The organism is Spiroplasma endosymbiont of Cantharis lateralis (assembly GCF_964030855.1).
Classification (GTDB): domain Bacteria; phylum Bacillota_I; class Bacilli_A; order Mycoplasmatales; family Mycoplasmataceae; genus Spiroplasma_A.
In genome coordinates, this window is the sequence record NZ_CAXIQF010000003.1 from 19316 (window position 1) to 44965 (window position 25650).

The 25650-nt window shown below is 25.2% G+C and carries 23 protein-coding genes; 20 read left to right on the plus strand and 3 right to left on the minus strand.

From position 1 onward, the window contains the following. Nucleotides 1-297 precede the first annotated feature (297 nt). From AAHM99_RS00600 to AAHM99_RS00635, 8 genes are all read left to right on the plus strand, one after another. Entirely contained in the window at nt 298-726 is a 429-nt protein-coding gene (locus AAHM99_RS00600) for a hypothetical protein (protein ID WP_342274868.1), read from the plus strand. A gap of 52 nt (nt 727-778) precedes the next feature. Then, nucleotides 779-1084 carry an HNH endonuclease signature motif containing protein gene (locus AAHM99_RS00605; protein ID WP_342274869.1) on the plus strand — a complete coding sequence of 102 codons (306 nt, stop codon included), beginning with the start codon at nt 779-781 and terminating at the stop codon, nt 1082-1084. Then, the gene (locus tag AAHM99_RS00610; RefSeq protein WP_342274870.1) at nt 1077-1976 is read left to right on the plus strand and encodes a DUF3800 domain-containing protein; all 900 of its coding nucleotides are present in this window, start codon (nt 1077-1079) and stop codon (nt 1974-1976) included. The genes AAHM99_RS00605 and AAHM99_RS00610 overlap by 8 nt, the downstream gene beginning before the upstream one ends. A gap of 276 nt (nt 1977-2252) precedes the next feature. Beyond that, on the plus strand, nt 2253-2585 hold the full coding sequence (locus AAHM99_RS00615; protein WP_342274871.1) for a hypothetical protein: 333 nt from the start codon (nt 2253-2255) through the stop codon (nt 2583-2585). 189 nt (nt 2586-2774) lie between these two features. Next, the gene (locus AAHM99_RS00620; RefSeq protein WP_342274872.1) at nt 2775-3422 is read left to right on the plus strand and encodes a hypothetical protein; all 648 of its coding nucleotides are present in this window, start codon (nt 2775-2777) and stop codon (nt 3420-3422) included. Nucleotides 3423-3479: 57 nt separating this feature from the next. Continuing rightward, nucleotides 3480-6578: an Mbov_0399 family ICE element protein gene (locus AAHM99_RS00625; protein WP_342274873.1), complete on the plus strand. Its 3099-nt coding sequence runs from the start codon at nt 3480-3482 to the stop codon at nt 6576-6578. 87 nt (nt 6579-6665) lie between these two features. After that, nucleotides 6666-8069: an Mbov_0401 family ICE element transposase-like protein gene (locus AAHM99_RS00630; protein WP_342274874.1), complete on the plus strand. Its 1404-nt coding sequence runs from the start codon at nt 6666-6668 to the stop codon at nt 8067-8069. Between the two features lie 240 nt (nt 8070-8309). Continuing rightward, nucleotides 8310-9125 carry a hypothetical protein gene (locus AAHM99_RS00635; RefSeq protein WP_342274875.1) on the plus strand — a complete coding sequence of 272 codons (816 nt, stop codon included), beginning with the start codon at nt 8310-8312 and terminating at the stop codon, nt 9123-9125. Between the two features lie 50 nt (nt 9126-9175). On the opposite strand, the gene AAHM99_RS00640 is transcribed toward AAHM99_RS00635, so the two are convergent. After that, the gene (locus tag AAHM99_RS00640) at nt 9176-10051 is read right to left on the minus strand and encodes an IS3 family transposase (RefSeq protein ID WP_342274829.1); all 876 of its coding nucleotides are present in this window, start codon (nt 10049-10051) and stop codon (nt 9176-9178) included. Next, entirely contained in the window at nt 10030-10395 is a 366-nt protein-coding gene (locus AAHM99_RS00645) for a helix-turn-helix domain-containing protein (protein WP_342274828.1), read from the minus strand. The genes AAHM99_RS00640 and AAHM99_RS00645 overlap by 22 nt, the downstream gene beginning before the upstream one ends. A 166-nt stretch (nt 10396-10561) precedes the next feature. Between AAHM99_RS00645 and AAHM99_RS00650 the strand changes: the two genes are divergently transcribed. Genes AAHM99_RS00650 through AAHM99_RS00660 form a run of 3 tightly spaced genes read left to right on the plus strand, consistent with a single transcriptional unit; the run spans nt 10562 to nt 14595 of the window. Continuing rightward, on the plus strand, nt 10562-11266 hold the full coding sequence (locus AAHM99_RS00650; RefSeq protein WP_339034865.1) for a DeoR/GlpR family DNA-binding transcription regulator: 705 nt from the start codon (nt 10562-10564) through the stop codon (nt 11264-11266). 2 nt (nt 11267-11268) lie between these two features. After that, nucleotides 11269-12210 carry a 1-phosphofructokinase gene (locus AAHM99_RS00655; protein WP_339031155.1) on the plus strand — a complete coding sequence of 314 codons (942 nt, stop codon included), beginning with the start codon at nt 11269-11271 and terminating at the stop codon, nt 12208-12210. Between the two features lie 9 nt (nt 12211-12219). Further along, the gene (locus tag AAHM99_RS00660; protein ID WP_342274876.1) at nt 12220-14595 is read left to right on the plus strand and encodes a PTS fructose transporter subunit IIABC; all 2376 of its coding nucleotides are present in this window, start codon (nt 12220-12222) and stop codon (nt 14593-14595) included. A gap of 86 nt (nt 14596-14681) precedes the next feature. Here AAHM99_RS00660 and AAHM99_RS00665 read toward each other — a convergent pair whose 3' ends face one another. Then, nucleotides 14682-16085: an ISNCY family transposase gene (locus tag AAHM99_RS00665; RefSeq protein WP_342274877.1), complete on the minus strand. Its 1404-nt coding sequence runs from the start codon at nt 16083-16085 to the stop codon at nt 14682-14684. 183 nt (nt 16086-16268) lie between these two features. Between AAHM99_RS00665 and hisS the strand changes: the two genes are divergently transcribed. The 9 genes from hisS (at nt 16269) to AAHM99_RS00710 (ending at nt 25541) form a co-directional block, all read left to right on the plus strand. Further along, nucleotides 16269-17504, plus strand: a complete 1236-nt coding sequence (gene hisS, locus AAHM99_RS00670; protein ID WP_342274878.1) for a histidine--tRNA ligase — start codon at nt 16269-16271, stop codon at nt 17502-17504. Between the two features lie 4 nt (nt 17505-17508). After that, complete coding sequence (gene aspS, locus AAHM99_RS00675; protein WP_342274879.1) at nt 17509-19227, plus strand: aspartate--tRNA ligase; 1719 nt, start codon at nt 17509-17511, stop codon at nt 19225-19227. 85 nt (nt 19228-19312) lie between these two features. Beyond that, nucleotides 19313-20074: a Pr6Pr family membrane protein gene (locus AAHM99_RS00680; RefSeq protein WP_342274880.1), complete on the plus strand. Its 762-nt coding sequence runs from the start codon at nt 19313-19315 to the stop codon at nt 20072-20074. Between the two features lie 90 nt (nt 20075-20164). Continuing rightward, nucleotides 20165-20788: a hypothetical protein gene (locus AAHM99_RS00685; protein WP_342274881.1), complete on the plus strand. Its 624-nt coding sequence runs from the start codon at nt 20165-20167 to the stop codon at nt 20786-20788. 200 nt (nt 20789-20988) lie between these two features. Continuing rightward, nucleotides 20989-21234 (plus strand): hypothetical protein, encoded by a 246-nt coding sequence (locus tag AAHM99_RS00690; protein ID WP_342274882.1) that lies wholly within the window; start codon nt 20989-20991, stop codon nt 21232-21234. 401 nt (nt 21235-21635) lie between these two features. Further along, on the plus strand, nt 21636-21926 hold the full coding sequence (locus tag AAHM99_RS00695) for a hypothetical protein (protein ID WP_342274883.1): 291 nt from the start codon (nt 21636-21638) through the stop codon (nt 21924-21926). Between the two features lie 77 nt (nt 21927-22003). Further along, nucleotides 22004-22519, plus strand: a complete 516-nt coding sequence (locus AAHM99_RS00700; protein WP_342274884.1) for a hypothetical protein — start codon at nt 22004-22006, stop codon at nt 22517-22519. A 139-nt stretch (nt 22520-22658) separates the two neighbouring features. After that, nucleotides 22659-24047 (plus strand): glycosyl hydrolase family 18 protein, encoded by a 1389-nt coding sequence (locus AAHM99_RS00705; RefSeq protein ID WP_342274885.1) that lies wholly within the window; start codon nt 22659-22661, stop codon nt 24045-24047. A gap of 117 nt (nt 24048-24164) precedes the next feature. Continuing rightward, nucleotides 24165-25541 (plus strand): glycosyl hydrolase family 18 protein, encoded by a 1377-nt coding sequence (locus AAHM99_RS00710; protein ID WP_342274886.1) that lies wholly within the window; start codon nt 24165-24167, stop codon nt 25539-25541. Nucleotides 25542-25650 lie beyond the last annotated feature (109 nt).

Here is a 25650-nt window from a genome sequence, read left to right on the forward strand (position 1 = left end):
TTTTTGCAAAAAATAATTAGTTTCGGGTATCCCGAAAAATGATATCATTTTAAGAATTATAGTGTTGAAAAGTCTTATAAAATAAGGGTTTTTGATACTAAAATTTTTGTGATATCATTTTATTATAGAGTGATATCACTATTTTTTAACCATTCAATGGGCAAAAAATAGTGGTGTGATATCACTCTCTATCCTGCTACACTTCGTGAATTAGAAATTGATAATTATTGAGTTAAAATTATTAAATTTAATAAATAAAAATAGTTTATAATAATTTTAAATATGGGAGGCAAAAATATGGAATTAAAACCAACTTTAGAAATTAATAATAGTGATGAAAAAGAAATGATTAAAAGTATTTCTATTAGTAAATCTAAAATAAATGGATCAGTAGTTTTAAATATTGTTAATTCAAATTCATCTCCAGAAGAAAAAATACAAGCTTTAATTCAGGAAAATATGGAATTAAGAGAATTTATTCTTGATTTGAAAGTTAAAATAAATAATGAATATACTTCTTATTTTTATATACGCAATTACAATAAATCTGTAACTTTATTTGATTTTCTTTCTGAAATTGCAAATTTTGAAACTTTTAAATCACTTGAAGTAACCGAAACAGGATATTATAAAATTTATTTTTATTCTAAAAGTGAAGATAAAAATAAATTTTTTGATAATATTAAAAAATGACAGATAGAGTTTACTCATAAGAATTATGATTAAAGAATATATAGTAAAAATTTGGAATGAAAATAATATAAGGAGATAGAATAAAATGTCAGATAAACGAGGAAGATGAAGTAAAGATGATCTTAATATAATTTGAAAAGATTATATTAATATTAAAATATATAAATATTTTAATGATTTGAATAAATTGGATTGAGATTTAAGTCAAGAAGCTCCATGTCCATACTGTGAAGAACTAATGTTAAAAGCTCAATATCAAGGATTTCAGCCAAATAAAGAATTTAGTTGAGATGTAGATCATATAAATGAAAATTCAAAAGACAATTTTATAAGTAATTTGCAACCCATGCATCCAAAATGTAATAAAGAAAAGGCTATAAAATATGGATAATATTACTATTAATGAAGGTTATATTAAAAAATATTATTTGTATATAGATGATTCTTGTAAATTTTATAATCAAAAAGATGATCATGTTATTTATTCTTATGTACTTTTAGATAAGGAAAAAAGAGATGAATTTAATGAAAAATATATAGAATCTATGAAAAACATAAGAATGCTTGGAAAACACATAGAAAATAAAAAATATGATAAAAATGATTTATCTCTTTGATATTCATGAATAGATGAAAAATATAAAGCTAATGATATATTTAGTAAGTATAAAACTGCAATAAATAAAAAAAATAAAAAAAATATAGACAAATATGAAAAATTATTTAGTATTTTTAATAATAATTGTATAGATTTTGGTTCAGTTTCTTGATGTAAAAAAGGTGAAGATTCAACTAAATTTATTCAAGTAAATAGTGATAGAGCATTAAATGATTTACAAAAAAAGAAGTTTATGATAATTTCAATAGTAAAAAAAATTATAGATGATAATTTATTAGAAAGTAATGCATTTTTAAAAATATATTTAGATGTTGAAACAGATGATAATATTGACTTGGAATTAAAAGCCTCAATTATTGAAAATTATCTTATGCAAATTCCCAATCCACCATACTTTTATATCAATAAAATGTTATATGCTAGATATGCAAAAAAAATAAATATATCTGTAGAATATTTGGAATCTGATAAAAGTTTTCCAATTCAATTTGCTGATATTTTAGCAAATGCAACCAATAAAATTTTAAATAAGAATTTAGATTTGGAATTATTTTTTCCTTATTTTAAGAATTATAGTATTAATTTTTTAGTAAAATCTCTATTTAGTTTTGATGTAATTGACATGTCAAGTTCTAATAATATAAAAAAATGTAATTCTTGCTAATTTTTTTAAAGAGTGCTATTATTAATTTGTCAGTAAATTGAAGAAACATCAATTTGTCAATCTCTTGTATTCCGTAATCAATTTTGTAGGACGAGAACTGACTGACTCGATAATTATCGAGTTTTTTTATTATATTTATTTATATAGCTATATTTATTTTAATCTAAAAAATTAATATATAATATTAATAGTTCACAAGAGATGTGTTAGGAAACTGACAAATCTCTTTTTATTTTTTTCCTTACATATTTTAAATGAATAAAAAGGAGAAAAAAGATGTTAAAACAATTAGAGTATTTTATATATAGTTCAATTTCCATATTTGCAGATGAAGGTGAAATTAATATTGATCCAATAAAAGAATGAGTTTTGGGAAAAGTTACACCAATTTTAGGATTATTTTCATTTGCTGTTGTATTATGTGTTGTTTTTTGAATTGCTGGTTTTTGAATTGGCTATGCAGTAGCTGATGAAGATGGAAAACAAGAAAAAATGGAAAAATGAAAAAAAAGTTTGAAAGGAATAATCATAACATTAATTATTTGTACTTCATTGGGAACTCTTTTAATGGCTGTAGGATCTGTTTTTGGAGTATCTATCGATATATAAAATAAATTTTATAAAAAAATTTAAAATAAGTATTGTATAATAAAAATAGTTCAAGAGAGATATGTTAGGATTCTAACAAATTCTCTCTTTTTATTTATCTTTCTTTCAAATTTATTAAAAAACTTGCTTATTGGGAATTTAGAATTTTAATGTATTATTTCTCTTTTGAACAATGAGAGGAAAATTAAAATGTCAAATTATGCAAATACACCCGTTTATTCTAACCAATTGTCATCAAAACAAGTAAATAAAAATGGTAATTCATATTATTTTTGTAGATTAAACACTCCAGAAACAATTAAAAGTGAAACTATTAGAGAAAAGTATGGTAATGTTAAATTTCTTTCTATAATAGTTCCAGACTTTGCTGTAGGGGGGGCAAAAATATCAAAAAAACCAGATAAAACTTGAAACTTGGATAAAGATAGTGAAGGAAAAGCCGTGGAGTTTGAACCTTTAGTATTAAATGAATCTAAGAAGAAAGAATCTGGAAAACATATTTTAGCTTCAATTTCTTTCAGACTTCCTGAAAGTGAACAAGAAATGAAAGATGAATCAAAAGTGAAAATAGTGGCAACTATCTTTAATGAAGAAACTAAGGAATATGAAAACAAATCTTTTACTACTAGTTATAAAAATTTAGTTGATGATTTATTGAAACAAAATTCTATAAATGTAACTAATTCAATTAAAAAATTTAAAGATAAAGCAAAAGATATTTTTAATGATATAGAATTAGCTAATGAAATTCAAAAGGATTCAGAATTCGAATTAATAGATGATTCAAGATTAACAAATGATGATTCCATTTTATGAGAAGAAGAAAAAACAAGATAGATTTCAATGAGACAAAATTTTATATTTTGTCTTTTTTAATAGAAAAGAGGAAAATAAATGAAAAAAATATTTTTATCAATCATTGGATTATCAACATTGATTAGTATTCCTTTATCAATAGAATTTAGAGCATCAACTATTGCAGAAACTGATAAAAGTATTGCAAAAAACGATGAAAGTATTATAAATAGTAATATTGATTACAATTATAAAACTGGATTAAGATATAACCCAACTTATCCAACATTTACGAAAAATTCAAATTCATATTATACTAAGCATAGACTATATATTGATAGTGGCAAAGATAGTAATTTACCTAGTTGTTCAGGTTGTTCTGATAGAACTTATTCTAAAGCTGGAAATGGTAGTTGATATAATTTTGAATGAAATGCAATTACAATTAATTCCTTAGAGTATGCTCCAAGTAAGACTGTTTTTTTACAAAACTATAAAGACATTACAACAAAATTCTATTATGGATATAACACTTGAGATGCTAAAACCGGATGAATGAATTCTAATGGTAAGAATGTCTCCACTTCTTCAACAAAATCAATAAATTATAATAAAATTTCATCATCTTTAGCTTGACAGGAAGTTTTTTCATATCATAATTCTAATAACAAATCACAAGTAAAAATAGAATTTGGTCATTCATGAAGTGGAAATAATTTAACTTTAAAATGAAAATTAAGTAGCTCAGTATATTGAAAAGGTGGTTCTGTTTATAATCATGCTGGTTTAATTATGTTAGATTATGATTCATTTACATTTAATTCAAATTTTAATCAAAATTCTTTAAAACAAAAGGTGGATGAAGCATTAAGTTCTAACTTTTCAATAAATAGCGACACTTCTCCAAATATTTCTTCAATTGAGAAAAATGGCAAACCCGGTAATTTAAAAAAGTCAAATAAAGAACTAATAGATGAAGAAATTATAAAAAGATTAAAAAATTCATTTGGAATAGATTATGAAGCTTGATTTGGTACTTCTAATTCAATTTTAAAAGTGAATACTACCTATGAAGATAAACATTCAATCGCTTCAATTACCTTAAAAGATGAATCAAAAATATCGGGACAAGAGCAGTTTGTAACTAATGTAAAAATGCCTACAAAAATAAATTTAACTGATTATTATTTCCAAAAAGAGGCTCAAAAACGTTTACAAATAATTCCTGGACAAATTGTAAATCCAAATTCACTAGAAAATGAACTAATAAAAGATAATCCTGAATTTGATCCAAAAACAAATACTTTTATATATCATAATTCAGTAGATATTACTTTTACTGGAATTAATGGAAAAGAAATAATGTATGTAAATGGAGAAGAAGTACCTGTTTATGAAAATGTTTATAGAACTAGATTAAATGATAATCGTAATTTTGAAGGTAAAGGAAATAACGATTATAAAGTCAATGTTAAAGGTTTAATTGATCCAAATAGTGGAAAAGAAACTGAATTAAAATTAAATATAAAAATTGATGCTTTATCTAAGGATTTAAATTACCGTTGATTAGGATGAAATCCAGATACAAATCCAGATCAAAAAAAATTAATTACAAAACTAAATGATGATGGTTCTGTTAATCCTAATTATGATTCAACAATTAATCCTAAAACTGGAATGAGAAATCAATATATTTTTGTAAATCAAAAAGAAAATGAATATCCTTTTTATATAGATCCTCTTGATAAGTATGGAAATATAATTAAACAAAATGAACCAAATAAAAATGAAAAATCATTTAATGGATATATTGCTGAAGCATATGTTGCAAATAGTGGAGTAGCTTTATTGAAAGAATTTAATATGGAAAATGTTGATAGAATCGAAAGAGTTAAATTAGATCCTATTAATTTTAATAAAATTGGGAAAGTGGAGAATATTAGTCCAATTTTAAATGAACAATGAAGTATTCGAGGGCTGTGACATTATGTAATTTACTTAAAAGATTATGTTGATAAGGAAATAGATCCTTCAAATCCAGGATTTGAAGAAATAACAGCTAAATCTGGAAGTACAATTCATAAATTAATTTATATTTCAAAAGATCAAAAAGACTATACAAATTTTCTAAATTTAAATGAAATCCAGCAAAATTCTAATATTTTGGAATTTTGAAATTCAATTCCTGGAAAACACTTAAAAAATTATTTAATTAAATATACTGATGTTAATACTACTTCAAAAATTGAAAAATTAAGTTATGAAGAATTAATTTTATATTGAAAGCAGTATGTAAGTGATCAAATTCAACAAAAAGTAGAGGTTCCCATAGATCCCGTTAATTATAAGGACTTAGCTGAATTAGAAATTTCTTCATTAAAAATGAATGAAATAAATCCAATAGTAATTCAAGAAAAAATAGTTGCTTATACAAATAAAATTATGTCCAAATTTGCAAAAGAAGCAGTTTATCAATCAGATTATAATATTTACGATAATAATATCTTATTTAAAGATATAAATTGAGAAGAATTTATTGATACTGAAAAAGAAGTAAAGTATATGAAATTATCTATAAAAGCTGTAGCAACTTCAACTATTTTAATTAATGAAACACATTTTAATATAATAAATAATAAAGAATATGATGAGACTAAATCCTTAGATTTATCAGAAATTCAAATTAAACCAATTGAATATAATTTTACACACAGCCCTATTGAAGTTAAAGATAATTTTATAGAAAACTATATATATAATTATGTAAATCAAATTTTAGATGCTTATAGACCTAAACAAGTAACTTGAGAATATATTTACGGTGAAGATTACTATATTTCAATCAATGGTTTACAAGGCAAAGATATTAATAAAGATGATGAATTTGTTAAGAAGATTAATGGATTTTTAAATTCAAAAAACAAGGAAATTTTACAAGTAACAATTATTTCAATAGATGAATCAATAAAATTAATAAATTATACTAATTACAAAATTATTAACAATCCAGAAAGCGATGAAATAGCTCCAGAAAAGCCTGATCCACCAATAAAGCCTGAAATAGAAAAACCTGATAAAATTAATAGTGATTCCATTTTTAAGATTTGAATTATAATCGTAATAATTTCAAGCATCGCTTTTGGAATATTATTTGGAGTTATATTTTGAAAACGCAAAAAAGTCAGAAAAATAAAATAATTTAAAAGACTTAAAAGACTTTTTTATTTAAAAAATGCCTTAAAATATTTTTGTGAAGAGAATGAGTGAAAAGAAAGGCAGATTTAAATGAAATATTTTTCGGAGAAAATATTTTTTAATCAAAATATATATTTTGAAAATTTACATGAAAATATATTGATTGATGTAAAAAATAAAATAAAGCAAGAATTTGAAGAAATGGATTATCAGATAAAGAGTAGTAAGGAAAGAGAAAATGCAGGTTGAATTATAAAAGATTATAGAAAAAGAACTATTAAAACAATCTATGGGAATGTCAATTTTATTAGAACAAGATATCGAAACAAATGAACAAAAGAAGTTAAAACATTAGTTGATCAACATATTCCAATTGAAAAATATCAGAGAATGATACCTCATTTAAAAATTGAAATATTAAACAGAGTTGGAGAGGGTAATAGATATAGAGATATTGTAGATGCATTAAGAGATAGCGGAATAAGTGAACAAACTATTTCAAATACAATTAAAAAATTTAATATTTCAAATGAAACATTAAATGAACTGGAGAGTCCAAAAATAGATGTTATTGATAAACCATTTATATATTTAGAAACAGATGATACTTTTCCTAATTTGATAAAAAATAATAAAAAAACTTCGTTTAGAATTAGGCTTTTAGTTGCACATACAGGAGTTGTAAAGGGAATTCATAATAGAAATTTTCTTCAAAATAAGAGAATTGATTACAATTTTTTACAATTAGGTACTACTATATCAACTGTGCAGTTTTCGAAAGAAATAAAGCAATTATTACATAAATGATATGAAAATATAGAAAATAAACAATTAATTTTGATGGGTGATGCAGCCAATTGAATTCCCAATTTAGCAGATGAATTAGGTGCTAAATATGTTCTAGATAAATATCACTTAATTAAAGAACTTGCAAGAATATTTCCAAATAGAGCAAGATATAAAAATACAAGAACTATATTTTATAAAAACACATTTTATAAAATCAGAGAAAAAATAATATATGGAAATTCATATGAAGAAATTCTTAATATTTGTAACGATATTTTCTTAAATCTTGAAGAAAATAATTGATTTAATAAGTTAGAAGATTTTAAAAGTTTTATTTCATTTGTAAAAAGAAATAAAAGAGGCATTCAAAACTACTATAAAGAATTTGATTCATCGTCACATACTGAGGGACAAATTTCCAGTTTTATAAAGTCAACTTTAGGTTATGGTAAAAAAATTTACAGTTACAAAATATTCAATAATCTTTTAAAAATAAAGAAACTAAAAACTAATGGATATGATTTTTCTGAATTACTCGAATTTGATTTAGAAACACTACAATTAAAAAATATAAGTTATAACTTTCAAGAAATAAAGGAGTTTACTAAATTTGGTAATCTGAGTAAAGATAAAAAAAGTGCTCTAAATTTAAATGGTAAATGAGCAAGAAAATATCAAGCTGGATTTAAACATAATTCAAAATAATATAAAAATCAAATATATATTATTTGAAATTTTTTAGCGTTCAAATATAGAATTTAGTTAAATATAATATATTTATTTTTTAAAATTAGTATTATAATTAAATTAAGCAAGAAACTGAATATTTTATTAAATGCAATAATTAATAATAAGTCCCCACATTTTTTATACAACCCGTACTTACTTAAGTATTGTTAGTATTATGTTTATATGGTATAATTTATTTAATAAAACGAGGTTTACATGAAAAAGGAAATGATTTACTTACCAATTGATGAATTTGTTAAAGCAAACCTGGATTTTAATATTGCTTCTAATAGAAAAGAATCTGAATTTGACTTTAATTTTACAAGATGAAAAACAATGATTTTCTCAAGTCAAAAATTAAAATTTGTTCTAAAATATACACAATCTGTTTTACATTGATTAAGTAAAGTGTCTGATGTTACTAATTTTAGTGTATCAATTGATACAACAAGCGTTGATAGATTTAATTTTTCAATCTATGAATTTGATAGCCATATATTTAATTGTTCACTTATTACTAATTTTTATTTAATTCCAGAAGGCGACTGATCAAATAAAATATTTGAAATGCATTTTTCAAAGTTTGACTTAAAAAATGGAAATTTAATAGTAGATGAAGAAACAAATTTTTGAAAGGGAGAAGATGGATTTGAAAAATTTGTAAATATGTTATATGCAATTATTAAAGAACCTTACAAATTTGAAAAAGTATCACCAGTACAATGACAAGTTGATTTTAAAGATAAAAAAGTTTCAAGTTCAAAAATAAGAATGCAAATTTCTTCATTAGTTGAAAAGGGAGTTAGACCTGAAGATCCATATTTAACTATTGAACAAGCTATGAAAATTGAACAAGGTGCAAATCCTGATGTTATTGCTCAAGAAGCTAGAGCTGAAAGTGAAGCAAGAGAAGTTATTAATCCAATTTGAGATGAAGGAATAGCTCAAGAAGCAAAATATTCTGATATAAACTTAGCAATGGCAAAAACTAGAGGGTTGTCAATTGAAAATAATAAGAAAAAGAGAAAATAGTATGGTATTCCCTAAGCATATTATGTCAAGTATAGAATAGCTTTTTTATTCTATTTAGAACACCATGTTTCTCATGGTGTTTTTTCATGCTTTACCATTATTCTTTTGAAATTATAAAATTGAATATACTCCAAAACATTATTGTATACTTCTTGAAAAGAGTTCAAGTTCTTTTGATATCACTCTGTTTTTAAAGAAGAAAAAAAAGTTTCACAAGCAGCATTATCTAGTGAGTTTCCAGGTCTACTTAAAGATATAGAGATTTTATTCATCTTACAATACATCTGACTAAAAATTGATGTATATTGAAAGCCATTATCTGAGTGAATTATTAAGTTCTTATTTTTTAGCATATAGCCTTCAGCCATTTTCAATGTTCTAAAATAAATTTTATTATCATTTCTCATAGATATATCATATCCAACTATAAAGCCAGTATTAACATCTTTCATAATACTCAAATATGCAAACTTATTATAACCATAAGGCAAATATGTAACATCCGTTACAAATAATTCACCTTTATCAAAACTATTTCATTGCCTATTAACAATATTAGGGTATTTAGAATTTCTAACTTTGATCTCTTTTGGTTTTATATTTCTCTTTATTCTAATTTTTGATCTTATTCCCAAAAGTTTCATATATTTATAAACTAATTTATTTGAAACATTGATATTATAAAAGCGCTTTAAAACTATATTGATTCTAGGATAACCATAAATATGATTATAATAATTAAATATCTCTAAAATATAATCGGCTAAAACCTCATCAAACTTATAATTAAATGAGGGCCTTTCTTTTTTTACTCACCTGTAATAACTTGATTGTGTTGTTTTAAGTGCTTTACATAAAAAAATAATTGATCAATCAGATTTATTTTTCTCAATATAGTTATACTTTAATTGTTGTTTTTTTCTCAATCCTCCAGGAACTGATTGAACTTTTTTAGTATCTCATTCTCCATTTCTAAAAGTTTATTTTTCTTTTTAAGTTCCAGAATCTCTTTTCTAAATGGGTTATTTTTTAGCTCTATATCAATTTTTTTAATTCCTGCGGTTTGTCCCTTTCTTGAAGAAATCTTCTTGAGATATTCAATTCCATATTCTTCATATCCTAAAGCTCATTTTCTTGCAGCAGAATATGAAACATTATGTTTTTTTGCTAATTTCTTTCAACTTTGTTGATTAATTGCTCAATCCTTTGCAACTTCTATTTTAGTTTCCAAAGATACCATATTTGATTTATTTCCTTTAAAATTTGCCATATAAAAAATCCTCTTCTATATAGATTATATTAGAATTTTTTTATTCTAACTCTATACATAGAGGATTATATTCAGTATGGTATTCCCTATTTTTTTATTTTAAATTTTTGGTTGTTTTTGGTTGTTTTTTATCTTTTTTGGAATATTATATTATGGAGGTGAAAGAATGATCAGAGAAGAAAGACTAAAATTGATTTTAGATTTTGTAAATGAACAAGATTATTGTTCAAATGAAAAAATATCAAAACACTTAAATATTCCTTTCACCACTCTAAGACGAGATCTAACAGATCTTCACAATGAATCTAAATTAAAAAGAGTTCATGGAGGAGCAAAGACCATTAGAGAAAAATCAATATTGGAAGCATTTTTAGATGAAAAATTGCTTACTAATGTTGATGCAAAAAAAAATATAGCAATTAAAGCATTAGCTTGTATTAAACCATTTGAGACGATCTTTTTAGATGCAGGCTCAACAACTTTTTTTCTAGCAGAGATATTAAAACCAGAATTAAATAACAAGATTTATACTAATTCAATTATCAATGCTCAGATTTTAGCAAAAAATGGTATTAAAGATATTAATTTATTACCAGGAAAATTAAAAATATCTACAAGAGCAATATGTGGTGTTGAAACAATAACTGCATTATCAAAATATAATTTTGATTTGGCTTTCATAGGTATTAATGCCGTAGACAATGAATTTAATTTTTTTACAACAGATGAAGACGAAGCAGAAGTTAAAAAAATAGCTATTAAAAATTCACAATTTTCATTTGGTTTAGCAGATACATCAAAAAATAAATCTAAATCACTTGTAAAATTTAGTGATAAATCTCAAATAGCACTTATTAATGAAGAGGTATAAAAATGATATATACATTAACGTTAAATCCTGCAATTGATCATATTGTTTTAGCCAATAAAAAAGTAGAATTAGGTATAACTAATTATTATACTGATGAGTATAAAGTTATTGGCGGTAAGGGAATAAACGCTGGAATTATTTTAAAAAATTTGCAAGCAGATATTCAAGCAATTGGGATTATGGGAGAGAACAATAAAGAAATTTTTTTAAATAAATTTCAAGAAATAAATTTAAATAACAATTTTTTTCTTAATGAAGGATCAACTAGAGTTAATTATAAAATTAAACACTTAGAATCAAAACAAGAAACAGAATTAAATGGAATGGGATTTAATACTAAAAAAAGTGTTCTAAAAAATTTAATTGATTATTTAACATCTAATCTTCAAAAAGAAGATATTGTTATGCTAACAGGAAGTGTTGCAGTGGGTATTGATAAAGATATCTATAAACAAATTGGAAAAATTGCAAATCAAAAAAAAGCAATTCTAATTTGTGATGCTACAAATGAACTTTTAAAAAATGTTTTAAAAGAAAAACCTTTCTTAATTAAACCTAATCTTGAAGAAATTTGTTCGACATTAGGAATAAAATTTAACGAAGATATAAGTTTCGAAGAAACAAAGGAATTAATCAAGAAATTAAAAAAACTAGGAGCTCAAAATGTATTGCTAAGTATGGGCTCAAAAGGAAGTTTATATTTTGATTCAAATAATGATATTTACAAAGTTGGAATTGCAAAAGGAAAACTTGTAAACTCAGTTGGTGCAGGAGATAGCATGTTGGCTGGATTTGTTTTTGGAAAATATAAAAATCTAAGTATTGAAAATACACTTCAATACGCAGCAGCTAGTGGAGCTGCAACTGCTTTTAACGAATGACTTGCTTCAAAAGAAGAAATAGAAAAATTAGTTTCAAAAATTGATGTTCAAAAAATAAAATAGGAGGTTCACATGGAATTAAAAGATTTATTCGGTAAACAAATAAGTTTCTTTAATGCTGATTTAAAATCAAAAGATGAAGTTATTGAATTTCTTTCTAAAAGTTTAGAAAAAGAAAAATACATTAAATCTATTGATGATTTTAAAGCAGCTGTTTACAAAAGAGAATCTGAAGGATCAACTGGGGTTGGAGATGGAATTGGTATTCCTCACGTTTTAAATCCTACAGTTCAAAAATCAGCAATTGCTTTTGTAAAATTAAAAAATAAAGTTGATTGACAATCACTTGACGATCAACCAGTTGATTTAGTATTTATGATTATGACAAATGGAAAAGATGGAAATGAGCACTTAACTGCTCTTGCAGATCTATCTGGTTTCTTAATGAAAGCAGAAGTACAAAAAAAATTAAGAAGTGCTAAAACAATTAAAGATGTAGAAAATGCATTAACAAAACAAGAACAAAAAGTTGAAAAAGTTGAAAAATCAGGTAGTTATGATGTTATAGGTATTACAGCATGTCCAACAGGAATTGCACATACATATATGGCTCAAGAAAAACTTGAAGAATATGCAAAACAAAAGGGTTTAACAGTTAAAATTGAAACTCAAGGACGTAGAGGAATTGAGAACAAGTTAACACAAGAAGATATAGATAATGCTAAAGTTATAATTTTAGCTCATGATAAAGCTCTTGAAGGACTTTCAAGATTGAATGGTAAAAAAGTTATTGATACAAATACTAAAGAAGCTATCTTTAAAGGTGATCAATTAATTGAAAAATATAAAAAAGGTGAGGGATTAACTGAAGTAAAAGCTGCATCTGATTCATCAGAAGTAAGTGAATTTACAATGAGAAAATTCCTTGATTTCAAAGGGAATTTACTTGGTGGAATTTCAAGAATGTTACCATTTGTTGTTGCTGGGGGAATTATATTAGGAATTGCTTTCCTAATAGACTTTGCTGCAGGAAATGGTGTTACTCCTAATAGTGATTCTGAAATATCTATCTCATGATTAAATTCAAATGAAGGGAAAACTTGAGAAGATTTTAGAAATTATTGAATGGGAAATTTTGGTACTCATAATAAAGGAGCCGGTTGGTTTGCTGCAATAGGTAAAATATCAATGTCTATGATGGTACCAATATTGGGAGCATTTATTGCATTTTCAATTGTGGGTTCTCAAGGATTAATGCCAGGAATGGTTGCAGGATTACTATCTACAAACATTTTAGGATTTGGTTATGCATATGATGCAGACGGTAAGTCAATTGCCGATGGATGAAATGGTCTTTGATCAAGATTAATTCCATCAAATTTACAAGGAACTGAGTCTGGATTTATTGGAGCAATTGTTGGTGGTTATTTTGCAGCTTTACTAGTTGTTGGTTGATCAAAAGCAATGGCTTCATTCCCAAAAGGATTACAAGGAGCTAGAGATATTGTCTTTATTCCCGTCTTATCATTATTATCAATAGCATTAACAATGTTTGCTATTAATATTCCTTTAGGATTTGTAATGGGTGGTATAAGCCTTGGTATTTCAGAATTAGCACAATTAAACTTATTATGATTAGTATCAATTCTAATTGGATTTATGATGTGTGTTGATATGGGTGGACCAATTAATAAAATTGCTTATTCTTTAGGTAATTTAGCAGTTGGTGGTAAATTAGTTACAGATATCAATGCAGCTGGAAATGCCTTTAATGATCAAACAATTATTATGGCATCAGCAATGTTAGCAGGGATGTTACCTCCTTTAATGGTAGCAATGTCAACAATTATTTTCCCAAGAGCTTGAACAGCAAAAGATAGAGATGCTGCAAAAGCTAACTGATTAATGGGTGCATGTTTCGTTTCAGAAGGTGCAATTCCATTTATGGTTAAAGATCCAAAAAGAGTTGCAGTAAGTGCAATGGCTGGTGGAGCATTAATTGGTGGATTAGTTGGAGCATTAAAAATTAAATTGCTTGCATCACATGGTGGGGTATTCGTATTCCCATTACTAAGTTCAAGTTATTTAGAAGATGGTTCAATGAATGGTGGTTCAATTGCTTTAGGAGCAGGAGCAGCTGTTCTGATTGTATTGGGAGCTAGTTTATTGTCAGCTATAGTTTTAGGACTATGAAGAACAGCTGATATTAAAAATGGTAAATTAACTCTTGATGCAACTAATGGAGTAAAAGAGTCTATTTTAGAAAAAATTGAAAATGTTAAAAATAATGTAAAAATTAACAATAAAGAAGAAAGATTATCAATTTTAAATAAAAAATTAGATAATTACAGTGAATTTGAAAATGAATTAGCAACTAAACAAAAAGCCTATCAAGCTCTTGTTGAAGAAAAACACAAACAACGAGAAGCAAGAAAAGTAAATAAATAGTTAATAAAATTTTAAATAAAAGCCCATTTTTTGGGTTTTTATTTTGTGTCAATAACAAATGAAAATGTCTCAAAATCGTAGATTTATTAAACTGCAAATCTACGATTTTTATATTGTTCCTTTCATGTTTTAGAAAAGTAAATATAATTTGTATATCTAAAGTGATTAGATGGAACACTAGGTTTTTTAATTTTAGACTCAGTTTTTTTAACTTCATTAACCTGACCAACTGGTGTATTTTTAGTTTTGACTTCCACTAATCTATAGAACTTATCTGTATAATTTGCATAGAGCTCATTATCATATGTTTCAGTTATTAGTAATTTTGTTTTACTTGCAAAAGTTGTTATATCGTATCCATCATATGTTAAATATGTTTTTGTTTTATATTTAATTATTCCACCTTTATGAACTTGTCTTTCTTCTCTTCTAGCTAAAACAAAATTAATATCCGTATTTTTATTTCAAATTTTCATTTTATTTTTATTATTATCAATTTGAGTAGAGAACTTGTGATTAAAATTAGGTATGAAAACATTAATTAAGTAATCATTGGCCTGCTCAATAGTTTTGATATTGAATTGTCTTAGTTCTTGGGGAAGTCGTTTTTGAAAAGAACCTCAAAGACGTTCAATCTTGCCTTTGGTTTGCGCGCAACTAGTACTTGTTAGCTTAATTCCAAGTTGTTGACACGTAAAGGCATACTGTATATTAGAGTCTGTTTCAGTAGACTCTTTTTCTTTTGTCTTATAATAAAATACTGTTCTTTTATCTGTAAGTATTTCCTCAGGAGTTCCATAATTTAGAAACATTTGTTTTGTAGCTGTATAATATCCAAATAATGTTTCTTGATAATCAAAATAACCTGCTAATACTTTTCCTGTTGAGTCATCAATGAAAGCATGTAGCGATCATTTTTCATTGGTTACTCAATTATGGCTACATGCGTCTGTTTGAATTCTTTCTCCAAAATATTCCTTTCTATTTTGCATGGGTCTACATTCTTCTAAACTAATAATCTTATCTTTAAAAAACTCTTGTTCCTTATTTGTTAATTTATTTTCTAAGGACTTTTGTCTTAATTGTCTAATTAATTCTTTTCTAGTTGATCTGTGCATATAAGGGGAGTAAACCTCATTTTTAAATAATAAATCTCTTAAGTAAGTGTAACTAACTTTTAAATCTTCATATTCTTCTAAGGATTCTTTGAAATGAACTAGATTATAGTCATGATATTTTTCATTTCTCAAATTTAATATTTTTTGTTCAATTTCATAGGGTGTAGATCTATTTGATAATTTACCTCAGTTTTTATGTATAAATGCAGATATACCTTCATTTGATAATCTTTTAATATTTCTATTAATTGTTCTTCGTGTGCAGTTAAGAATTTGCTCTGCTCTCATTTTTGTTATTTCCCCAGAAATAACTTTTTTAACTGTTTTATATTTTAAATTCTCCATATAACTTAATTTCCTTTTTAATTTCATAATTTGTTACCTCTAATACTTAATTGTAATTGGAGGATATCAATATTTATATAAATATTGGGACATTTCTATTTGTTATACATTGAGACATTATCATATGTTATTTACAAAAAGCCCATTTTTTGGGTTTTTATTTTGCTCTTTTTAAAAAAAGTGTAAAATATAAAGGTTAGAGGTGAAAATATGATTCAAAAACCCAGAGGAACAGAAGATTTAATTGATTTAAAAGTAAGAGAATACTTTGCTTTGGAAATGATAATAAGAAATATTGTTGATTCATTTAACTATAATGAAATAAGAACACCAATTTTTGAAAGTTTAGAACTGTTTAAAAAGGGTGTTGGTGAAGAAACAGATATTGTTTCTAAGGAAATGTTTATATTTGCAGATCGAAAAAATCGAGAATTGACTTTAAGACCAGAGGGTACAGCACCAACTGTTAGAGCTATTTTAGAAAATAAGATGTATATAAATGAAAATTTACCATTAAAATTGTTCTATTTTGGTTCAATGTTTAGATATGAAAGACCTCAAGCTGGAAGAAATCGTCAGTTTAATCAATTTGGAGTTGAAGTTTTTGGACCTAAAACACCTGAAATTGATAGTGAAATTATTTGCTTATCTTCAATAATTCTAAATACAATTGGAATTGAAAATTATACAATTCACTTAAATTATTTAGTAAATGGTCAGCAAAGAAAAGAATACATTAGTGATTTAAAGAAATACTTAGAACCTAAATCACTTTGTGATGATTGCAAAAAAAGAATTCAAGTTAATCCATTAAGAGTTTTAGATTGTAAAATAGATGCAAATAAATTTGATGATGTAATTGATATGAAAGATTATCTAAATGAAGAAGACAAAAGTTACTTTAAAACTTTGGTTGATAATTTAAACAATATTGGAATAAAACCAATAATTGATAAAAAACTAGTAAGAGGATTGGACTATTATACTGGCTTTGTTTATGAAATCAAAGATAAAAAAGGTTCAACCTTATTGGGTGGTGGAAGATATGACGAACTTGTTAAAAAGTTAGGAAATGTTGATTTACCAGCATCTGGCTTTGGTATTGGTATGGAAAGATTGTTAATCGCTTTAGAAGAAGAAAAAAATTATATTTCAACTCCTAATACTTTGGATGCCTATATTATTGCTTTAAGTGAAAAAGCAAAACAATTTTCAAATATATTACTACTAATGTTAAGAAAATCAGGTTTAAAAGTTGACTTTGATTTTATGAATAGAAGTATGAAATCAGCTTTTAAACAATCTGAAAAACTAAATTCTAAAAATATTATAATAGTAGGTGACAATGAACTAAAAGAAAATAATGTTATTATAAAAAATCAATTAACAAAAGAAGAGAAAAAAGTTGCATTTGATGAAATAGTAGATGCAATTGTTGGAGAATAAAAAAATGAAACGCACACACACATGTGGAGAACTTACAATTAAGAATGTCAAACAAAAAGTGATTTTACAAGGATGAGTTAAAAAAATCAGAAAAATGGGAGCAATGAATTTTATTGATCTTAGAGATAGATATGGAGTAACTCAACTTGTTATTGATGAATCAAAGAATTTGGAAAATATTAAATCTGAATATGTTTTGGAAGTTGAAGGAATAGTTATTGAAAGAAAGTCAAAAAATTCTGAAATTAAAACTGGTGAAATTGAAATTAAGGTTGAAAAATTAACTGTAATTAATAGATCTGAATTAACTCCTTTTGAAATTAAAGATAATATTGAGTCTCAAGAGGATACAAGATTAACTTATCGTTATTTAGACTTAAGACGAGAAATAATGCAAAGAAATTTAATTACTAGAAGTAAAATGAATCAAACTATTAGAAATTATTTTTTAAACGATAATTTTATTGAAATTGAAACTCCAATTTTTGGTAAGTCAACTCCAGAAGGGGCAAGAGACTTTTTAGTTCCTTCAAGATTGAACGCAGGTAAATTTTACGCTTTACCTCAATCACCTCAACTTTATAAACAATTATTTATGATTTCAGGTTTAGATAGATATTTTCAAATTGTGAAGTGTTTTAGAGATGAGGATTTAAGAATAGATCGTCAGCCTGAATTTACACAACTTGATATGGAAATGTCTTTTGCAGATGATCAAGATGTTATGAATTCAATTGAAAAATTAATTAAGAAGATTATTTTTGAAATTAAAGGTCTTAAAATTAAAGAACCAGTTCAAAGAATTACATGAAAAGAATCTATGGACAAATATGGTAATGATAAACCAGATTTAAGATTTGGCTTTGAAATCAAAACTCTAAATGAAATTTTTAAAAAAAGTGAAATACCATTATTCTCTAATATTGAAAATAAAAGTATTAGATCAATTTGTATTGACTCTATGCTAAGTAAAAAAGATTTGGAAGAATTAACAGAAGTTGCTAAACAAAATAGTGTTAATATATTAGCATTTGCAAAATATGATTTAAAAGAATGAACAGGATCAATAGGTTCAAAATTGTCAGATTTTGAAAAAAATGAGTTAATAAAACTTTTTTCAATAAAAAAACAGTCAACAGTTCTATTTGTTATAGATGAATATTTTAAAGCAAGTCAGGCAATGGGAGCAATTAGAAATAAAGCTGCAAAAATTCTAAATTTATTAGATCAAGAAGTAATGAAATTAGCTTGAATAATTGACTTTCCTTTATTTGAATTTTCTGAAGAGGAAAATAGATTTGTAGCATCTCATCATCCATTTACAATGCCAGCAGATATAAGTTTAGATAATTTTGATATTGATAAGGCAAATGCATTAGCAAAAGCATATGATATTGTATTAAATGGTTTTGAAATTGGTGGGGGAAGTCAGAGAATTACTGACCCTAAAATCCAACAAAGAATGTTTGATGCTATTGGACTTAAAAAAGACGAAATTGAAACAAACTTTGGTTGATTCCTTAACGCTTATAAATATGGAGCTCCTTATCATGCGGGTTGTGCTTTAGGATTAGATAGAATTTGTATGATATTAACAGGTTCTGAAAATATAAGAGAAGTAATTGCTTTTCCAAAAAATTCATCAGGAATAGATAATATGACAAATGCTCCAGATAAAGTAGCTTCGTCACAATTAGATCAACTTCATATTAAAATAAAATAATCTAAAGGATTATTTTTTTAATAAATTAATTTTATAATGATTGAGATATAATTCAATTATATTAAAAAAAGAAATGGAGAAAATTATGAAATCATTAAAATTTCAATTAATTTATAAATATTTTTTTGGACTTTTATCTTTCTTTACTATATTTTCATATTATATTTGAACTATAGCAACAGCAGGTGAAGTTAATGGTGATTATCAAGGTAATTATGAAATATATACAATAGATTACTTTACAACATTTACTTTACTTTCAAATGTTCTAGTTCAATTTTGATTTTTATATGCAGCAATAAATCATAAAAATGAAGGTAAAACAAAAATGTTAAGTTATACAACAGCTAATTCATTGGCAACAATGATAACTGTTACTTTAATTGTTTACAATGGAATTTTAATTCCAGTTGAAGGTTTTCCAACACATCCTTTTAGTATTTTTGTAACATTAGTTGATCATGCAATTATTCCAGTGGCTTTTATCTTATATGTAAATTTATTTATGAGCAATAAAGAAAAAGTTAATTATAAGGAATTCTTTATTAAAAAATTTTGAATTCAATTTACTATGGTTTTAATTTATTGTATTTATGCAATGTTTCGTGGAGAACTTAGATTTAACTCAGGAGATTACTATTTTACTGAAAATATAAATTTATTATATCCATATTTCTTTTTAGATATTCATCATGTTGGACCAGCTGGAATCCCTGGTATTGGATGATTCTTCATTGCATTTTTTGGAATAATAGGATTATTGGTAGGATTTAGTTTCTTATATAATTTTATTAATAACAAAGTAATGGATAAGCAATATTATAAAAAAATAAATGGTATTAGTTAAAACTACTTTTAAGTAGTTTTTCTTTTTTTTACACTGATTAACAATATGTTAAAATCTAAAATATGTTTACAAAGAAAAGAGATATTTTAAATGCTTAAAAGAAAATATAAAAATATTAAGGGATATTATACTTATAATTTAATCACTGTAATTATTGCATTCATTTTTTCTTTTCTTGCTTTATTTTCCAAATTTATTATTAGTTTTACTTTTGAAGATAAAAATAAGAATGGAGTGGTTATCTACAATAGTTTTGGCAAGTATTTAATAGGGAATTATCAAACTGCTTCAATAGATGATATTTTTAATACAAATTTAGAATTATTAAAAATATTATCTATATCTTTAACAACAATTCTTATTATCTTTACATTAATATTTTTTGCAAATAACTCAATTAAAAAGCCGTTTTTGAGATTTAAAAATCTAAATAATATATATGTATTTTTAACTATTATAATGCTTATTGCAATTGTAATTATTAAAGCAATACTACTTTCACAGTTTATTTTGATTGAAAAAAGTTTAAATAGTCACATTTTGATTGAAGAAGTACCCAATTATGTTTCAGCAAATATTGATTTAGCATTGTTTCTTGGAGTCACAATTGTAGCTTTAATTATCACTTTATCTGCTATTTTATTTAATATTAGTATTTTAAAACTTTTAAATAGTACAATTAAAAGTGATGCCACTAAAACAGTTACTAATTAATCAATTTAACTACTTAAAAGTTAAGTTTGTGACAACTTAATTTAAATAAATTAATATTGAATGATTATTCCTATATAATAATAAGAGTGTTAAATTACACATCTTTTGATAGCGTATTATTGCCTTTAAAAGAATTAAATAGAAAGGCAATGAACTTATGGGATTTGATAACAAAGATAACTTTAGAAGATCACCAAGCGATGGACCTAAAAAACAAGATGGAGACCGTGATCGTGGCGGAGACCGTGATCGTGGTGGAGACCGTGATCGTGGTGGAGACCGTGGTGGAAGATCAGGCGGATTTGGTGGTCGCGGTGGAGATCGTGGCGGAAGACCAGGTGGATTTGGTGGTCGCGGTGGAGATCGTGGCGGAAGACCTAATGGTGGATTTGGTGGACAAGCTGGAAATTCAGGAAGAATTGAAAACTTTGAAAAACCTCTTTTAGAATTATTAAAAGAAATTAATGAAAAATTAGACCTTTTAATAAATAAATAATTTTAATTAAAACTTTCTATAAGAAAGTTTTTTTTATTTGTAAATTCAGTATTTAATACTGATTTTTTTTATTTACAAAATAGACAAAATAATTAACTAATTTAAGTTTATATGGAGATATTTTCTCTTTTAATAAAGCATTTTTTAATTTAAACAAAGAAAGCTTTTTATCTAAAAAAATAAAAAGAGTTTATACATTTCTATTAATAAATTGTTTAAAAAGTTCTATGCTACGATTTATTTAAGTTAATAAAAGTTAGCCCAAAAAATGTAACAACTTTCGATATTAAAAATAAAATTTAAAATGCTAATTTTTGGTAGGTTGGGTGGGTTTAAGAATGAAAGGTATATATGATAAAACTTTTAAGTATTATAGGAACTTTATCAGTTTCTAGTTCTGCTATAGCACCAGTTGCTACAATGGAACAAAATATTAATAATAAAATTACTTCAAATGATGAAGTTGGAACAATTAGATTTGATGTAAAAAATGAAAAACATTTTGACGAGGATGGAAAAATAAAAATTGGTACACAAGATTACAAGGAAGTATTAATTAAAGCTATTGAAGATCAAAGAAACTTTAATAGAGATCATAATGTTACAAATTTTTCAATTACAGGTAGTACAACAGATACGTAACTAATTTTGATGGTACAAAAACAGTAGGTTCTGAATTAGCATGGGTTATTAATGCTAAAGAGTATGAAATCTCAAATATGGATGTTACAATTGATAAATTAGATAATAGAGGAAATTATAAATATGCTATTGGTTTTGAAGCTATTGCTGATGGAGATACAGTAAAGGGTAATCTTTATGGTTATCAAGCAGAACAATCTTTAGCTGATTTTCAAATTAGACCAGGATATATTGTTACATTAGATACACAATATACAATAAGTGAATCTATGGATTATACAGACAATGAATTTAAATCAAACATTAGTTTACCAAACTTGGGAATTGACTATTTAGCAGGTCAAATAGTTGATATGTTTAATTATTCAGGAAATAGCTTAAATAGTGAAGATATTAAATATATTAATACAACATTAAAATTAAATATTGATGATGTTAAATCATTAAATGTTTATAAGGCAATTAATAAAGATGGTAAATTTGAAAAAGGTTCAGTAATTTCAAATAATGAGTTAGTTCATGATGAATATTTCTATGTTTCATTTGAATCAAATGATGCTAATGGAACATTTAATATGTTAGTACATAAATAGTATAAAAACCGTTCATATATTTAAATATATATAAATAAAACTTCAGTCAATTAGTATTTTTTTACTAATTGACTTTTTTATTTAAATTAAAACTTTTAAATGTTATTTATTATAATATTTAAATAAAGGGGTAAAATATATGAAAAAACTATTATCTTTCTTGTCGTCAATTAGCTTAATAACATCATGATCAACTACAGTAGTTTCATGTAATTTAATTGGTCCAAAACCAGATAATAAAAAAGAACTAAGTAGTGTCATTACTCAATATAACTTAGGTGAAATTGAAGATAATCAAGAAATAACAATTCAAAATAAGTTGCAGCAGTTAAATCCTAACTTAGATATAAGTGCAGTTAAAATAGAAAATATTTGAAATAAAGGTGCAACTATTTCAGCAGTTGATGAAGGTATTTACAAAGGAAATAAGGAAGTAAGATTTAGATTAAAAGATGCTCCAATTGAAACTATTGATAAAGTTTTAGTTGGTTATTACTATGAATGAGGAGGAGAAGCTCAAGTCAAACCAAGTTTTGATGAAATTGCTAATACTAATTATAATGTAATTGATATCTCATTTTTATATTCACCAACAGCTTATACTATGCCTGTATTTCAACCATGAAATCCAGCAGACATGAAAGCAGGAATTAAGTTATTACAATCAAAAGGTAAAAAGGTACTCATTTCAATGGGTGGAGCTACTGGAAGTGAAATGAGATTTAGATCCAATCAAAAAAATGAATTAAAACAAACAATTCTAAATGTAGTTAATGAATATGGTTTTGATGGCTTGGATATTGACTGAGAAGGTAGTTGTCTTACAGATAGAGAAAGCCAACAAGTAACTATTGATGCTTTAAAAGAAATCAAAGATGAAAATCCTGAATTTATGATAACTATGGCTCCAGAAATGCCTTATTTAAAAAATTCAACTGATAAAGAAGATACAGGTAGTTATATTCCATTCTTAAGAGAATTAGATGACTATTATGATTGGATAAATCCACAGTTTTATAATGGATGGGCATTTGGTCCCTATGTAGAACCTGAAGATAAAGAAAGATTAAATTTATCAATGGACTATATAACAAATGATGATGTTACTCATAGAGCGGAATTCTATTATTTAATGACTAAATATTTAACAACAAAGTATAGTCGATTAAATGACTTTTGATTAATTGATCCAGATAGATTTGTAATGGGAGCTTCAACAAATGAACCAGCTGGTAGAGGAGCTACTACTGAAGAATCTATTAAAAGATCATATCAATTGCTAAGTGAAGATGGTATTTATACAAAAGGTCTTATGACTTGAGCAATAAACTTTGATGCTTATGAAGGTATGATTCAAAGTAACGGTCAGCAAGTTATGTTTAAAAAGTGAAGTTTTGAGTCATGATATAATGACACTCATAATAAAGAAAATAAAGAAAATAAAGAAAATAAAGAAAATAAAGAAAATAAAGAAAATAAAGAAAATAAAGAAAATAAAGAAAATAAAGAAAATAAAGAAAATAAATAAAATAAAGAAAATAAAGAAAATAAAGAAAATAAAGAAAATAAATAAAATAAATTAGAATTTAAAATACAAAAGTATTAATATTTTATGAAAATATAAAATTAAATTAAGGGGAAAATAATGAAAAAAATATTAGGTCTATTATCTTCATTGTCATTAGTAGCTATTGGAACAACTTCAGTTGTTGCATGTGGTTATAGTATTGGAGATATCAATGATGAAAATCATTTAGTTAATCATGTTCTAAGAACATCTTTAGGAATGCTAGAAAATGATAATAAAGAAACTATAAAAGCTAAAATTCAAGAATTAAATCCAGGTTTGGATGCAAATTCATATAAAGTAGCTAAAGTAAATAAAAATAAAACAGCACTTATTGCAGCAACTAAAAAAGGTGCATATACAGGAGTTATGGAAGTAAAATTCAATTTGTTGGGTGAACCTATTAAATTAGAAGAAAAAGTTTTAGTTGGATATTATAATGATGAAAAAGATTGAGCTGTTGAAAGAGAGCGAATTCCTACTTTCGAAGAATTAGTTGAAACAAATTATAATGTTATTAGCATTGGAGATTTTTATGCTTCAAAAGCACTTGAGATGCCTACTTTTAATCCAAAAAAACCCGAAGAAATAAAAAATGGAATAGAGTTACTTCATCAAAATGATAAAAAGGCAATAATTTCAATGGGTGGTTCACAATCAACAAAAATGAAATTTACAACTGATAAAAAAGAAGATTTAAAAAACTCAATTATAAATGTAATTGATGAATATAAATTTGATGGAATAGATATTAATTGACAAATACAAAGTACTACAGATAGAGAAAGTCAGCAAGTAATGACTGATGTTTTAAAAGAAATTAAAGACGAGAGAGAAGAATTTATAATCTCATTATCAACTACTCCTGATGGACTAAGACTTGCAACTGAAATTGGAGGAGCTCCAAGTTACATTCCATTTTTTAAAGGTTTAGATGGTTACTATAATTGAGTAACTCCTAAAGCATATAATCAATATGGCTATGATGTTATTCTGGAAGATGAAGAAAAAAGAATTTTAAATTGAGATGATAATGATGATACATGTCAAGAAGAACCAAGTGGAGAACTTAAATGCAGTATTACAAATGATAATTCAGAATATAGAGCAGAATTTTATTATTTATTAACAAAATATGCAACTGCTAAGTATAGTAAAAAGAATGACTACTTTATTATTGATCCAGATAAATTTGTTTTAGGAGCTTCAACTCATGAATACGTTGCTGAAGGAACAGGTGCAGCATCTGAAGAAGCACTTAAAAAATCATATGAGCTGCTTGCGAAAGATGGTATTTATACAAAGGGTCTTATGGCTTGAACAATAAATAGTGATGCATATGATGGAGAGATAGATAGAATACCACAAGAAGGTAAAGAACCTTTAATTATTTATTGAGAAAAATGAACTTTTTCAAAGTGATATAAAGATATTTATTTACAAGAAAAAAAATAGTCAATTATATTATTTTTTACCAGTATTATTACTGGTTTTTAGTAGTTAAAAAGTAATAATAGAACATATAAAAAATTTATTTTTACTTATACTTTTATATTTTTGAATT